Below are 13077 nucleotides of genomic sequence, written 5' to 3'. Positions count from 1 at the left end.
TCCATGTCAAGCTCATACGGCATGGACTTTTATGTGCCGTCATGATAATAAAATGCTAGCCGCACCTCCGTTCCCTCAGCTTCACTGCTTGAGGTCAAGATAGTGCTTACATTTACCCGTTTAGTGAAGACGATAGCCAGCTTCCGCAGGCAGCACGCATGCTATACTTCATCTCAAGAACAACTTGAAAGGTTCGAGAGACAGGTTAATGGAAGGGAGTCTGATGAAAATGGCTATTGTCATCAATAAAGAGACGCCTCAATCGAAAGCGCTTCAGAACGATAAACCCAATATGCTCTTTGTTACATTGGTATCTATCGTTGCGGCGCTTGGAGGCATCTTGTTCGGTTTTGATATTGCAGTCGTCTCAGGAGCGGTCGGTCTGCTGCAGCAGCGTTTTGCCCTCAGCGAATTTCAAGTGGGTTGGGCAGTATCCAGCTTAATCGTAGGGAGCGTCACAGGTGCTGCGCTCTCCGGTTATATAAGTGAAAGGTTCGGGAGAAAAAAGGTGCTGCTCGTTGCCGCCTTCCTGTTCATTGTCGGTTCAATCGGCTCTGCAGTGCAGGACACTTTTACCGGATACATTATCGCCCGCATGATTGGCGGCATCGGCATCGGCATTACCTCGACGATCTGCCCTGTGTATAATGCGGAAATCGCGCCGGCTAAATATCGGGGACGCCTGGTTGCCCTGAACCAGTTGGCTATTGTTACAGGGATTTTCCTGGTGTACTTCTTGAACCTATGGATTGTCGGCATGGGTGACGACGCTTGGGACGTATCCACCGCGTGGCGCTGGATGTTCGGTATCGGGGCCGTTCCGGGACTGCTGTTCATGGTCCTGATGCTGTTCATTCCCGAAAGCCCGAGATGGCTCATCAAGCGGAACCGGCCGTATGAAGCGCTGCCAATTCTGATTAAGATTCATGGAGAAGAAGCTGCCAAGCAGGAAGTTCTCGATATCAAGGAATCTTTCAAGAGCGAGAGCGATTCGTTCAAGCAATTGTTCAAACCCGGCATTCGGAAAGCCCTCTTCATCGGTGTCGCACTTGCTGTCATGCAGCATATTACCGGTATCAACGCCATTCTGTATTATGCGCCAGAAATATTTAAAGGCATGGGACTCGGTACAGATGCCTCTCTCACACAGACCATCTGGATCGGACTAATCAACGTGCTGTTCACCATTTTATCGGTATGGCTCATTGACAAGGTTGGCCGGAAAGCGCTGCTTCTGACTGGTACTTCCCTGATGACCCTCTGCCTGGCTGTAATCGGAATCGCTTTTCAAATGGACTTGACCTCCGGTCCGCTTGTGCTGATCGTGATTCTCGTTTATGTCGCCTCTTTCGCCATATCGCTCGGGCCGGTCGTATGGGTTATGCTGTCGGAGATTTTTCCGAACCGCATCCGGGGCAAAGCTGTCGCAATCGCTTCAATGGCCCTCTGGGCGGGTGATTATCTTGTATCCCAGTTGTTTCCGCCATTGCTGGGTTCGGCCGGTCCAGCCCATACCTTCTGGATTTTCGGAATCGCCTCTCTGCTCTCTTTTCTGTTCGTATGGCGGGCCGTTCCCGAGACGAAGGGAAGATCGCTTGAAGAAATGGAAAAGATGTGGATGGCGAAATAAATTCACTCTGATCTATTGTTGGTTTGAAATTCCCCTGTGGATTTTTATGCAAAATGCTCATGCCAAAAGCCCTTCTTCGCACATCTGCGAAGAAGGGCTTTTCATGTTCCCGGCGATTAGAAGTATGTATGCTTGACTCTCCACTGTTCCAGCTTAATCGAGAGCCAGAACGAGTAAATGCCGAGGGTAATGATGCACAGCAGCCACCATTTGATCCAGTTGCCGAACAACTGCATGGCCGTTCCGTCGAAGCGGAGCCGCTGTCCATTGATTACGGTGTGCTCGATTTTCCAGCGGTACAGCACAACAACCGCCCAAGGATAACAGATTCCGATCGTGCAGACCGTTACGAGCCATCCGACAAGAGCCCAGCCGATATACTCCAGCAGTCCTCCGTCGAAATAGGAGGCTCCATTTTGCCCTGGCACATTAACATTCACATTGATTCCAGTCCCCAACATCATCCACCCTTTTCCAATATTCTCTGTTTATTATGCATTTTCTAGTATTTTTATCCTAAGACAAATGTCACAATATGCAGAAAAACAGGACCAAGGTTTCATAGGGATGATTTAGTCCACAAAGCGAACAAATTCGTCCGGTTTTCTTCGGATATACGCCGCGATGGTCTCCAGCAATTGCAAGGCGGCGGCCTGGAATTCGCGGTGCTGCTCCCCTACTGCATTTCTCAATTCATTGTCGCGCGCAAGTTCGGTCAGCTTATTGTCCTCCCATGAACGTCCAAGCCGTAAATTACGTTCCCGAAGATAGATCTCGCTTCTCTCCAGCACCGGAATCAGGGTAGTATCCGCAAAGAACTCCAGCCCCTGCAGCACCTCCTGCCACATATTGGGCTGACCCAGCAGATGGGATATCCATCCGTAATACTCCTCCGGAGAGTTCACGGCATGGCGGTATAGAATCTCGAACATACACACCGCCCGCTGTCCTTCATTTAGTTGCGCAAGAGCCTCAGCCTTAACCGCCATACTCTTTCCGCGGATCTGACGGAATACCGGTTCCACACAAGCTCGTCCCAAATCATAATCCCGGACGGCATCGAAATCCGCCCTGCTGATGTCCGTTTGCTTCATATGTCCTCTCCTTTCCTGCCAGCGTTCTCCTTGAAACTATTCTCTCCCTCCCTGGATATTCCTGCCTCTGCGGACAGTTCCTTCTACAGTGTCAGCTCAAATTCAAGCTCATGGCGGATGGGGATACCATCCATGCCGATAAGGGGAATGGACGGCTTCAGCTTTCGGGCTTCCGTTATAGCGTCCCGGTGAACCGCCTTCAGATCAAGCCCTCTCTTCTGATAGAACCGGATAGCCCTCGTATTGTCGTTCGAGGTGATCAGCCACACTCGGGTGCAGCCTTCATCCCTTGCCCGCCTTACTACGGCGCCGATCAGTTCCGTGCCTGCTCCCCTGTTCTCCCGCCGGCTCTCCAGCGACACAACTTCGCACTCCCTGTTCTCAATATGGTAAAAGACTTCTCCCACCGTGTTTCCATCCTCGTCGGCCGCATAGTAACCCGGCAGATGCTCCAGAACATGCAGTTGTCCCCGGGACACCATGACAGACCCGGCTTCCCGGGCTGCCTCCGCCCGTTCGGCCCCTTCCAGAACTCGAATGTCCATTAGCGTACCTCCTTCTCCAGTCTTCCGCTGCTACCTATTGTAAGCTGACGGGATATCAAAGAAAACCGGAGAGCCGCAGAATCTTTAGCTCACGAGGCCTTCGCCCCATTCACCAGCCGCCAGGCCAAAATCCGGTCCAGACGAAAGGACCGTGGACTTCCCGAAGCCAGGCATGAGGCCCGGACGAGGCCACCCCGGATATCGTTGACAGTGATGACCCGCTGGGTTAACTTGCCCTTACTGTCCAGATATACGATTTCCACGGTATGTCCTATATATTTTCTCGGCATGCAACGCACCTCCGAACAAATGTTTGCTTATCAACATCTTCATTATGGCAAACATTTGTTCGTAAATCAAGAGTAAGACGCCGCCATTTTCCAAAATTCTCCGGGTGTTTACCGAGAAGCCGAAGACCCTGATTATCTTGCAGCTTGCGCCTTTCTTACGCTTCAAGCGAAGGCGGAACGCTGCCTCATTTTCATCATCCATCTTTTGGAAGCATCATGCAACCTCACACCTCGTTTCGCCGTATCACACTACAGGACCACAGCTTGGGGGGCGATTTGATGAACTTATATTTTCGCGACAATTTTTTTAGCGCCGGCATTACGGAAATCCTGAACGAGCAGGAAGAGAATATCGGATTTCTTGATTTGAAGAGCGCATTGAATTCTTTGGTTGAGGTGTCCGGCCCGCAGGGCCAGCAGCTCTATGCGGGAAGCTTCCGCTTCTTCTCGAACAAATGGGAGGTGACTTCTCCGGAAGGAGGATGCGCCGGGGTGCTTAGAGACCGTTTCTCATGGTCCGGCAAGAAATTCACCTACGAAACCGAAGGACGCGGGATTTACGACATTGATTCTCCGGTCTTCTCCAGAGAGTATGAAGTCACGGACGAATCCGGTGCCGTCGCTTCCTTCACACAGTTGAACGGCTGGTTCTCCTCGGGCGCCTATCTGCTTGAGAATTCAAGCATGAAGCTGGATTCGTATGAACTTGTAGCGGTCATTATGGGCGTGCATGCCATTCAAAAAAGACAGAGCTAGGCGGCAAGCACCTATGCGTTTAACCGAAGCGCCTACGCCTGATGCCTCAATGCTAACCTGAAAAATCCCCGTTGAAATATCCCCGGTCTTCCCTTACAATGAACTCATAAACGCGCGTTTATGAAAGGGGGGATGTCATGCGCAGCGAAGATATTGCCAAACTGGCGGGAGTCTCACGCAGCACGGTATCCCGCGTCATCAACAACTATCCGAATGTCCCTGAAGAGACACGGATCAAGGTTCTGAAGGTAATCGAGCAGCATCAGTACGAGCCGAACAGCTTCGCCCGCGCGCTTGCCGGCAAGAAGACCGACACCATCGGCCTGTTCGCCATCAGCATGAACGAGAAGGAGAACGCGACGCGGATTTATCAGAACAGCTATTTCGCGCCCTTTATCGACGCGGTAGTCGATATCTCCAACTCGCGGGGATGCTATGTGCTGATCCATACCGTGTATGCGCCAGGCGACTTTCTCAAGGTCAAGCAGGCGTTTCTCCAGAAGCGTATCGACGGCGGCATTATCGTCGGAACGCAGAAGGACATCGATATCGTCAAGGAAATGGTCTCGCTTGAGGCGCCGCTCGTCCTGATCGATTATGATATCTCGGAGATTATGGCGGAGCATCTTGACAAGAATCATCTGGCCATCGTCAACTCCAAGGATTATGAGGGCACCACGGAAGCGATCGAGTATTTGATCGCTCTCGGCCACCGGGATATCGGCATTATTCAGGGCAGCATGAGCACCTACTCCGGACGGGAGCGGTTCGCGGCCTACAGCGATACGCTGGGCAGGCACGGCCTCGCCGTGAACGAGCGGTTCATTCTTCCCGGCGAATTCCTGAAGGAAAGGGCTTACGCGGAGGTCGTCAAGCTGCTGGATTCGGGCGAACCGCTGCCGACGGCGATCTTCAGCAGCAACGATGATATGGCGATCTCAGCCATTGAAGCGCTTGCCGAGCGCGGCATCTCCGTGCCCGAGCAAATGTCCGTCATCGGCTTCGACGACGTCCAGCTCGCCGCCCGCATTCACCCGAAGCTCACCTCCGTCCGCCTGCCGATCTTTGAAATGTCCAAGGCGGCGGTAGACAAGGTAATGGAGCTGTGCGATTCCCGGCAGCCAACCTTCAGCACCTTCAGCTTCCCGGCGCGTCTGATCGAGCGGGATTCCTGCGCCCGCCCCTTCGTGGACCGCACGCAGGATGACGAACTGGCTTAAGCTAAGCGATACGGTTGATCACTTGATGACCGCAGTACCGAAAGGAAATCCGGCCACCCGGAAGACCGGGTGGCCGGATTTCCGGCGCAGGGGGTGTACCGCCACCCCTTTAACTTTCGGGAACTTTTTCACCTCAAAATAAACGCGCGTTCACAAATGAAAGGGGATTCTTCTGATGAAATTCGGAACCTTTGACGACAATCGCAAGGAATACGTAATCAACACGCCCAAAACGCCTTATCCCTGGATCAATTACCTGGGCAACGAGCAGTTTTTCGGCCTGATTTCCAATACCGCCGGCGGCTACACCTTCTATCGCGACGCCCGCCTGAGAAGACTGACCCGCTACCGCTACAACAACATTCCGCTCGATACAGGCGGACGCTACTATTACCTGTATGACAACGGCGATTTCTGGACTCCGGGCTGGATGCCGGTCAAGCGCGATCTCGACTTCTACGAATGCCGCCACGGCCTCGGCTACACCTCCATTACCGGTGAGCGGAACGGCATTTCCGTGACCCAGCTGGCTTTTGTCCCGATGGGCTACAATGCGGAAGTTCACCGTCTCGTCGTCAAGAATACAGGATCTGTGGAGAAATCGGTTAAGCTGTTCTCCTTCGCCGAATTCTGTCTCTGGAACGCCCAGGACGACATGACCAACTTCCAGCGCAACCTCAGCACCGGCGAAGTTGAAGTCAAGGATTCCGTCATCTACCACAAGACCGAGTACCGCGAGCGCCGCAACCACTACGCCTTCTACTCTGTCAACCGCCCGCTCGACGGGTTCGATACGGACCGCGAGTCCTTCCTCGGCATGTACAATGGCCTGGATGCGCCGCAGGTTGTCGCAAACGGCGAAGCCTCGAACTCCGTCGCCAGCGGCTGGTCGCCGATCGGCTCCCATGCCCTGAATCTGACATTGGCTCCGGGAGAAGAGCAGAGCCTGATCTTCGTGCTCGGCTACATCGAGAACGAGGAAGAAGACAAGTGGGAAGCGCTGAACGTCATCAACAAGAAGCCGGCGCTTGCCATGATCGAGCAGTTCGCCACCGACGAGCAGGTTGACGTGGCTCTGGCAACCCTCGCCGCCCATTGGGACGGCCTGCTGTCCAAGTACCAGATCCAGAGCGGCGACGACAAGCTGAACCGCATGGTCAACATCTGGAACCCGTACCAGTGCATGGTCACCTTCAACATGTCCCGCTCCGCCTCCTACTTCGAATCCGGCATCGGCCGCGGCATGGGCTTCCGCGACTCCAACCAGGATCTGCTCGGCTTCGTGCACCAGATTCCGGAACGCGCGCGGGAACGCATTCTCGACATCGCCGCCACCCAGTTCGAGGACGGCAGCGCCTATCACCAGTACCAGCCGCTCACGAAGAAAGGCAACAACGAGGTCGGCACCGGCTTCAACGACGACCCGCTCTGGCTGATTCTGGGCACCGCTGCGTACATCAAGGAGACCGGCGATGTCAGCATTCTCGATGAGCAGGTATCGTTCGACAGCAATCCGGACAACACGGCTACCCTGTTCCAGCATCTGAAGGTCTCCTTCGAGCATGTTACGAACAACCTGGGGCCGCACGGCCTGCCGCTCATCGGACGCGCCGACTGGAATGACTGCCTCAACCTGAACTGCTTCTCGAAGGAACCGGGCGAATCGTTCCAGACGACTGCGAACATCGAAGGACGCGTAGCGGAATCCGTATTCATCGCCGGCCTCTTCGTCTTTGTCGGACCGGACTATGCCCGGATCTGCCGGATGCGCGGCCAAGAGGCTCTGGCGACGGACGCCGAAGCGAAGATCGAAGATATGCGGCAGACGACGCTGACCCACGGCTTCGACGGCGACTGGTTCCTGCGCGCCTATGACCACTATGGCGAGAAGATCGGCAGCAAGGAGAACGAAGAAGGCCAGATCTTCATCGAGCCGCAGGGCATCTGCGTTATGGCCGGAATCGGCGTGGAGGGCGGCCAGGCCGAGAAGTCGATGACCTCCGTACAGGAGCGCCTCGACACCAAATACGGCATCGTGCTTCAGCAGCCGCCATATTCCAAGTACTACCTGAACCTTGGCGAAATCTCCACCTACCCGCCGGGCTACAAGGAGAACGCGGGCATTTTCTGCCACAACAATCCGTGGATCATGATCGCCGAAACCGTTCTGGGACATGGCGACCGGGCATTCGAGATCTATTCTAAAATCGCTCCGGCCTACCTGGAGGACATCAGCGATCTTCATCGCACCGAGCCTTACGTTTACTCGCAGATGATCGCCGGCAAGGACGCTGTGCGCCACGGCGAAGCGAAGAACTCCTGGCTGACCGGAACGGCCGCCTGGAACTATGTTGCCATCACTCAGGCCATCCTCGGCATCCAGCCGGACTTTGACGGCCTGAAGGTCGATCCTTGCATCCCGGCCGAGTGGGACTGCTTCGAAATCACCCGCGTCTTCCGCGGTGATACGTACGTCATCCAGATCAAGAACCCTAACCATGTCTCCAAAGGCGTGGCTAGCCTGACGCTTGACGGCGCGGCTGTGGAAGGCAACATTATCGCTCCGGTGCTTGACGGCGGCGTTCACCAGGTCGTCGTAGAGCTCGGCTGATCGCAGCATTTCTGCACCTATTACCTATAGCTTGTGCCAAGGAGGCCGCCGGAATTCCGGCGGTTTTTTTGCAATACGAAGAATGCATAAGCAAGTGGTAATGAATATACATATACACGGTCATACGTTCGCATTATAATGAGAGCAGACTACTCCAAGAGGAGCGTGACCCTCATGAAAGAACGCATCATTGTGCTATCGGACTGCCAGAGCTTCTACGCCTCCGTGGAAAAAGCCTCCCAGCCCGCCTACCTCGGCCGGCCGCTCGTCGTCGCCGGCGATCCCGCCCGCCGCAGCGGCATCGTGCTGGCCGCATGCCCGCTGGCCAAGGCGCGCGGCGTCACTACGGCGGAGGCGCTCGGCGAAGCGCTGGCCAAATGCCCGGACCTCGTCGTCGTCCGGCCGCGGATGCAGCAATACATCGACGTCTCCGCCCAGATCACCGCCATTCTGCGCACCTTCAGCGACATGGTGGAGCCCTACTCGATCGACGAGCAGTTCGTCGATATAACCGGCAGCCTCGCGCTCTTCGGAAGCGCGGAGGAGATCGCCGCCGCCATGCAGGAGCAGATCCGCACCGAGACCGGCGTCTATGCCCGGATCGGCATCGGCTACTCCAAGGTGACGGCCAAGATGGCCTGCGATCTGTGGGCCAAGAAGTCGGACAACGGGCTGTTCACCCTGTCCCGGGACCTGCTGCCCTCCCGGCTGTGGCCCCGGCCTATCGGAGACCTGTTCATGGTCGGGCGCCGCATGGCGGCCCACTTCGACAGCATGGGCATCTTAACGATCGGCCAGCTGGCCGAAATGCCGCTGGCCGAGCTGAAATGGAAGATGCGCGAGAAATTCCGCAAGCGGTGCGACATCGACGCCGAGCTCTACTGGCGGATCGCGAACGGCATCGACGACAGCCCCGTACATACGGACACGTACGACGCGCCGCCGAAGAGCGTCGGCCACCAGATGACGCTGCCCCGCGACTACCGCAGCTTCGCCGAGATCAAGGTGGTGCTGCTGGAGCTCTGCGAGCTCGTCTGCCGGCGCTGCCGGAGCCTCGGCATGAACGGCTCCGTCGTGTCCGTCGGGTGCCAGGGCGCAAGCTTCGAGGAGCCGACCGGCTTCTCCAGGCAGACCACCCTGCCCGATCCCTGCAACGCCACGAACCTTGTCTACGAGGCCGCCATCCGGCTGTTCCGGCTGCACTGGGACGACCAGCCGGTGCGCCGGGTCAGCGTCACGCTGTCGGGACTGTCCAGCGAGATGGAATACCAGCTCACCCTGTTCGAATCCAGGCCGAAGTACCGCGAGCTCGAGCGGGCAACCGATCTCCTGAAGAGCAAATACGGAGACGCCATTATCGGCAGAGCTTCCTCCTTCACCGATTCGGGGCAGCTCAGGGACCGGGCCGGCAAAATCGGCGGACACTATAAATGATGAAAAAAAGGCGAATTTTCGAACTTCGACTTGATCTTTTGAGCTCCTCCGGGCACAATCAATATATAACACCCAAGGGGAGGATTAAGAAGGCTTGGACAGTCCCGAGAACAACACCGAAAACAACAACATCTATGAAATTATAGATTTATGCCTGCTCGCCGGCAAAATCATGCTGCAAAACGGCGCGGAGACCTACCGCGTGGAGGACACGATGACGCGCATGGCCGCGGCTCTCGGCTTTCCCGGAGCGCACAGCTATGTGACGCCGACAGTCATCCTGTTCACCACGAGCCGGACGGAGCAGCCGAAGCTGTTCCGCATCGCCGAGCGCACGACCGATCTGCAGAAGGTCGCCCAGGTCAACGACATCTCGCGCCGGCTGAGCCAGCGGAAGCTGACCTCGGCGCAGGCGCGGGAGGAGCTGGCGGCGGTCGATGATTCGGCGCATGCCTATCCGGCCTGGCTTCGGGTCGCCGCGGCCGCGCTTGCGGGCGGCTGCTTCACCATCATGTTCAATGGCCGGTACAGTGACGCTCTGCCCGCCCTGTTCGTGTCGGGCATCGGCTACGCGGCGGCGGCCTATCTGCAGAGGCTGGCGCAGATCCGGTTCTTCGCGGAGCTGACCGCTTCGATTCTGATCGGTCTCCTCTCTTATCTCGCCGTTCAGGCCGGCATCGGCGCGGAGACGGACAAAATTATTATCGGCTCCGTTATGCCGCTCGTGCCGGGGCTGCTCATTACGAACGCGGTCCGCGATCTCATGGCCGGCCATCTTATTTCAGGGCTATCCAAGGGTGCGGAGGCGTTTCTGACCGCTTTTGCCATTGGAACCGGGATTGGCCTCGTGCTGTCCTTTGTTGCTTAAGCTTTATGGAAAGAGGAATATTCTTATGATTATGATCGTTCAGCTCCTGACCAGCTTTATCGCTTCCGCCACCTTCTGCATTCTCTTCAACACGCCAAGACGCATGCTGCTTCCTTGCGGTCTGGCGGGCATGCTGGGCTGGATGGTCTACCTGCTGCTAAGTCCCGATTGGAAGCCCGTGGTGGCGACCTTCTTCGCCACGGTCATCGTGGGAGCTGTGAGCCAGATTTTCGCACGGGTCTTCAAAATGCCCGTTATTATCTTCAGCGTCGGCGGCATCATCCCGCTCGTTCCCGGCGGTCTTGCCTACGACGCCATGCGCCGGTTCGTCGAAGACGATTACATCACCGCCCTGCAGGTTGCCGTTCAGGCGCTGCTGCTCTCGGGAGCCATTGCCGCCGGCCTTGTGCTCAGCGAGGTGCTGGGGCAAATGTTCCGGCGCAGAAGAGTATAAACCAAGAAGAAGCAGAACGGACGGACGGCCGCCATGCTTCTTTTTTTTTCATCATAGAGCAATAGCAATACAGCAGCTTATTTGACCGCCACCGCGCAGATGACCGCTCCTCCAAGCAAGCCCTGAACGACCGGGACGTTCAGTTCGTGATGCATATTCCACAGGACTTCTCGGAGAGCCTTGCCAAGCAGGTACGGCAAATGGAAAGCGTTCGGCCCCCTTCAGGGCATCAATCTGATTATCTCTCTGATTGCTCCGCTGGTCGGGGTTAGCATTTATTTTGCGGTACATGGCTATGGAGCGGAAGCGTTCTTCAAGGTCTGGATGACTCATTCGCTGGAAATGTTCACAGCCATCGAATTCACCATCATCTTCTGCATGCTGGCCGGCCAGGGGGGCATGCTGCTCAACATGCCTCTGCTGCTGACCCAGTCGATCAGTGCCGGTTCGGTCATGACACGGGACATCATGCCGGGATATTACAAGTTCATCAGCTATATTTCGCCTATGTATTATTCGGTTCAGCTGGATTACAATACACTATTCGGCGGAGGGAAATCGGCCGAGTTCGTAATTTCTCTCACGCTTATCGCCGCTGCGGCGCTTGTGCTGAACAGCATCATTCATCTCGTCAGCTCGATTACGTCCGTTCGCTGAAATAGCGTTAACGCACCGGAACCGGCCCAATGCGGCTGGCTCATGCGGTTGGACCGTCCAGTCGGCTCATTCGGTGTGCTCAACAGAAGACAAGGCTCCTCGGCGAACAAAAGGCAGTCAAGGCTTGTTACAAGCCTGTGACTGCCTTTATTGATCATAGATTCGGAGGAATAAGACCTTTGCCGATAACGTTCGCCGACACCGGCTTTTTGCCGATTTCTCTGGACCAGACGGATAATTGCCCCATATGGTGAATCTGGTGAGCAATCATATGGCGCATAACCTCGCCCCAGGTGTCCACCGCAACCGTTCCATCCGGCTGAGGATCATGAAACGGGTGGCTCTCCAGACTGTCATTCCAGGCGTATACAAACGACTCGACTTCCGGACGAAACTCGCGGTCCAGCTGACGGACCTTCTCCAGCGTGCTGTAGCCATCAAAGCTCTCCTGAAAATCCGGCTTGCCCTGCAGGACGCGAACCCAGCTCCACTCCACATCGACAACGTGAAAAAGAGTCTGAAGAATGCTTCCGACACCGCCTGTCCGGCGGCGAAGAAGCTCAGCTTCGGCAACCTCCTCGCACCACTGGTACCACTGCTCCCGGACCATCCAGTTATAACGAAACATCACTTCCATGTCTATCCCTCCGTGTTGTTCAGGCTTAGGCTTTGGCGGTGGCGTGATGGCGAATCCAGGACAGCGCGAGCGTTCCCTCGCCGGCATGAATGCCCGCGACCGGAATGAACGGCATAATCTCCGTCGCCATGCCCGGCGCCATCTCCCGGATCTCTTCATCAAGCCGCTGCGCCTCTTCGACGTTGCCTGCGTGCATGATGCAGACCTCCCGGATCAATGCGGCGTCTTTCTTTAAAATATCGAGGAGCCTGTTCTTCGCTTTCTTAAATGTGCGGATTTTCTCTTCTACAAACACTTTGCCGCCGTCAAACTTCAGGAGCAAATGAATGCGCAGCAGCTGCCCCAGCACAAGCTGGGGACCGGACACCCGTCCGCTGCGATGCAGCCGGGTCAAGCTGGACGGCAGCATATAGAATGACATATTGTGGATCAACTGCTCGATACGATCCTTAATCTCTCTGACATTCAGGCCCATTTGATGCCAATGCACACCGCTCGTGATCATTTCGCGCAGCGGGTAAGCACCGACCTTCGAGTCGATCCCCGTGACCGGGGCCTCCGCGATTTCAGCAGCCTGCATCGAAGTATTAAAGGTGCCGCTCAGCTCGGAGGAGCAGTGAATGGCGATGATTTGATCGTATTTATCCTTCAGCGATTCGTACAGCTCGATAAATTCTCCGATGGGAGGCTGCGAGCTGCCCGCCTGCTCATGATGGCGCATCCGGTCATAGAACTGCTCTGCCGTAATATCGATATTCTCCTTGTAGCACTCGCCGCCGACAATCAGGCGCAGCGGGACTACATAGACATGATTGTCCTTGGCAAAATCGGGATGAAGCGTGCTGGTGCTGTCTGTTACCCAGGCGATGGATGTCATTCGT

14 protein-coding genes are annotated in these 13077 nt (G+C 55.9%); 8 read left to right on the top strand and 6 right to left on the bottom strand.

The annotated features are described in order from the left end of the window. Positions 1–229: 229 nt before the first annotated feature. Positions 230–1630: a sugar porter family MFS transporter gene (locus PSTEL_RS11360; protein WP_038700702.1), complete on the top strand. Its 1401-nt coding sequence runs from the start codon at positions 230–232 to the stop codon at positions 1628–1630. A gap of 116 nt (positions 1631–1746) precedes the next feature. On the opposite strand, the gene PSTEL_RS11355 is transcribed toward PSTEL_RS11360, so the two are convergent. The 4 genes from PSTEL_RS11355 to PSTEL_RS26940 form a co-directional block, all read right to left on the bottom strand. Next, entirely contained in the window at positions 1747–2091 is a 345-nt protein-coding gene (locus PSTEL_RS11355) for a DUF898 family protein (protein ID WP_052099211.1), read from the bottom strand. Positions 2092–2202: 111 nt separating this feature from the next. After that, positions 2203–2724 (bottom strand): hypothetical protein, encoded by a 522-nt coding sequence (locus tag PSTEL_RS11350; RefSeq protein WP_038695392.1) that lies wholly within the window; start codon positions 2722–2724, stop codon positions 2203–2205. Positions 2725–2807: 83 nt separating this feature from the next. Beyond that, positions 2808–3269, bottom strand: coding sequence for a GNAT family N-acetyltransferase (locus PSTEL_RS11345; protein ID WP_038695391.1), 462 nt, complete (start codon positions 3267–3269; stop codon positions 2808–2810). Positions 3270–3358: 89 nt separating this feature from the next. Next, entirely contained in the window at positions 3359–3559 is a 201-nt protein-coding gene (locus PSTEL_RS26940; protein ID WP_084064971.1) for a hypothetical protein, read from the bottom strand. 279 nt (positions 3560–3838) lie between these two features. On the opposite strand from PSTEL_RS26940, the gene PSTEL_RS11335 reads away from it, so the two are divergent. The 7 genes from PSTEL_RS11335 (at position 3839) to PSTEL_RS11305 (ending at position 11559) form a co-directional block, all read left to right on the top strand. After that, positions 3839–4315: an LURP-one-related/scramblase family protein gene (locus PSTEL_RS11335; protein ID WP_038695387.1), complete on the top strand. Its 477-nt coding sequence runs from the start codon at positions 3839–3841 to the stop codon at positions 4313–4315. A gap of 137 nt (positions 4316–4452) precedes the next feature. Then, a complete protein-coding gene (locus PSTEL_RS11330; protein WP_038695385.1) occupies positions 4453–5535 on the top strand; it encodes a LacI family DNA-binding transcriptional regulator in 1083 nt (360 codons plus the stop codon). A 175-nt stretch (positions 5536–5710) separates the two neighbouring features. Next, the gene (locus PSTEL_RS11325; RefSeq protein WP_038695383.1) at positions 5711–8146 is read left to right on the top strand and encodes a glycoside hydrolase family 94 protein; all 2436 of its coding nucleotides are present in this window, start codon (positions 5711–5713) and stop codon (positions 8144–8146) included. A gap of 174 nt (positions 8147–8320) precedes the next feature. Continuing rightward, complete coding sequence (locus PSTEL_RS11320) at positions 8321–9580, top strand: DNA polymerase IV (RefSeq protein ID WP_038695381.1); 1260 nt, start codon at positions 8321–8323, stop codon at positions 9578–9580. 94 nt (positions 9581–9674) lie between these two features. Beyond that, the gene (locus PSTEL_RS11315; protein ID WP_084064969.1) at positions 9675–10448 is read left to right on the top strand and encodes a threonine/serine exporter family protein; all 774 of its coding nucleotides are present in this window, start codon (positions 9675–9677) and stop codon (positions 10446–10448) included. A gap of 31 nt (positions 10449–10479) precedes the next feature. Further along, entirely contained in the window at positions 10480–10902 is a 423-nt protein-coding gene (locus PSTEL_RS11310) for a threonine/serine exporter family protein (RefSeq protein ID WP_038700696.1), read from the top strand. A gap of 180 nt (positions 10903–11082) precedes the next feature. After that, on the top strand, positions 11083–11559 hold the full coding sequence (locus PSTEL_RS11305) for a hypothetical protein (protein WP_052098378.1): 477 nt from the start codon (positions 11083–11085) through the stop codon (positions 11557–11559). A gap of 154 nt (positions 11560–11713) precedes the next feature. On the opposite strand, the gene PSTEL_RS11300 is transcribed toward PSTEL_RS11305, so the two are convergent. Together PSTEL_RS11300 and PSTEL_RS11295 are read right to left on the bottom strand one after the other, a co-directional pair. Beyond that, a complete protein-coding gene (locus PSTEL_RS11300; protein WP_038695379.1) occupies positions 11714–12196 on the bottom strand; it encodes a DinB family protein in 483 nt (160 codons plus the stop codon). 25 nt (positions 12197–12221) lie between these two features. Then, positions 12222–13073: a DegV family protein gene (locus PSTEL_RS11295; protein ID WP_038695377.1), complete on the bottom strand. Its 852-nt coding sequence runs from the start codon at positions 13071–13073 to the stop codon at positions 12222–12224. Positions 13074–13077 lie beyond the last annotated feature (4 nt).

Source organism: Paenibacillus stellifer (assembly GCF_000758685.1).
GTDB lineage: Bacteria > Bacillota > Bacilli > Paenibacillales > Paenibacillaceae > Paenibacillus_AQ > Paenibacillus_AQ stellifer.
This window is presented reverse-complemented; position numbering and strand designations above follow the sequence as displayed.

Bases quoted from the DNA above. Each gene is read 5' to 3' on its own strand.
- PSTEL_RS11360 (WP_038700702.1), top strand. From the start codon at position 230: ATGGCTATTGTCATCAATAAAGAGACGCCTCAATCGAAAGCGCTTCAG.
- PSTEL_RS11355 (WP_052099211.1), bottom strand. From the start codon at position 2,091: ATGTTGGGGACTGGAATCAATGTGAATGTTAATGTGCCAGGGCAAAAT.
- PSTEL_RS11350 (WP_038695392.1), bottom strand. From the start codon at position 2,724: ATGAAGCAAACGGACATCAGCAGGGCGGATTTCGATGCCGTCCGGGAT.
- PSTEL_RS11345 (WP_038695391.1), bottom strand. From the start codon at position 3,269: ATGGACATTCGAGTTCTGGAAGGGGCCGAACGGGCGGAGGCAGCCCGG.
- PSTEL_RS26940 (WP_084064971.1), bottom strand. From the start codon at position 3,559: ATGCCGAGAAAATATATAGGACATACCGTGGAAATCGTATATCTGGAC.
- PSTEL_RS11335 (WP_038695387.1), top strand. From the start codon at position 3,839: ATGAACTTATATTTTCGCGACAATTTTTTTAGCGCCGGCATTACGGAA.
- PSTEL_RS11330 (WP_038695385.1), top strand. From the start codon at position 4,453: ATGCGCAGCGAAGATATTGCCAAACTGGCGGGAGTCTCACGCAGCACG.
- PSTEL_RS11325 (WP_038695383.1), top strand. From the start codon at position 5,711: ATGAAATTCGGAACCTTTGACGACAATCGCAAGGAATACGTAATCAAC.
- PSTEL_RS11320 (WP_038695381.1), top strand. From the start codon at position 8,321: ATGAAAGAACGCATCATTGTGCTATCGGACTGCCAGAGCTTCTACGCC.
- PSTEL_RS11310 (WP_038700696.1), top strand. From the start codon at position 10,480: ATGATCGTTCAGCTCCTGACCAGCTTTATCGCTTCCGCCACCTTCTGC.
- PSTEL_RS11300 (WP_038695379.1), bottom strand. From the start codon at position 12,196: ATGGAAGTGATGTTTCGTTATAACTGGATGGTCCGGGAGCAGTGGTAC.
- PSTEL_RS11295 (WP_038695377.1), bottom strand. From the start codon at position 13,073: ATGACATCCATCGCCTGGGTAACAGACAGCACCAGCACGCTTCATCCC.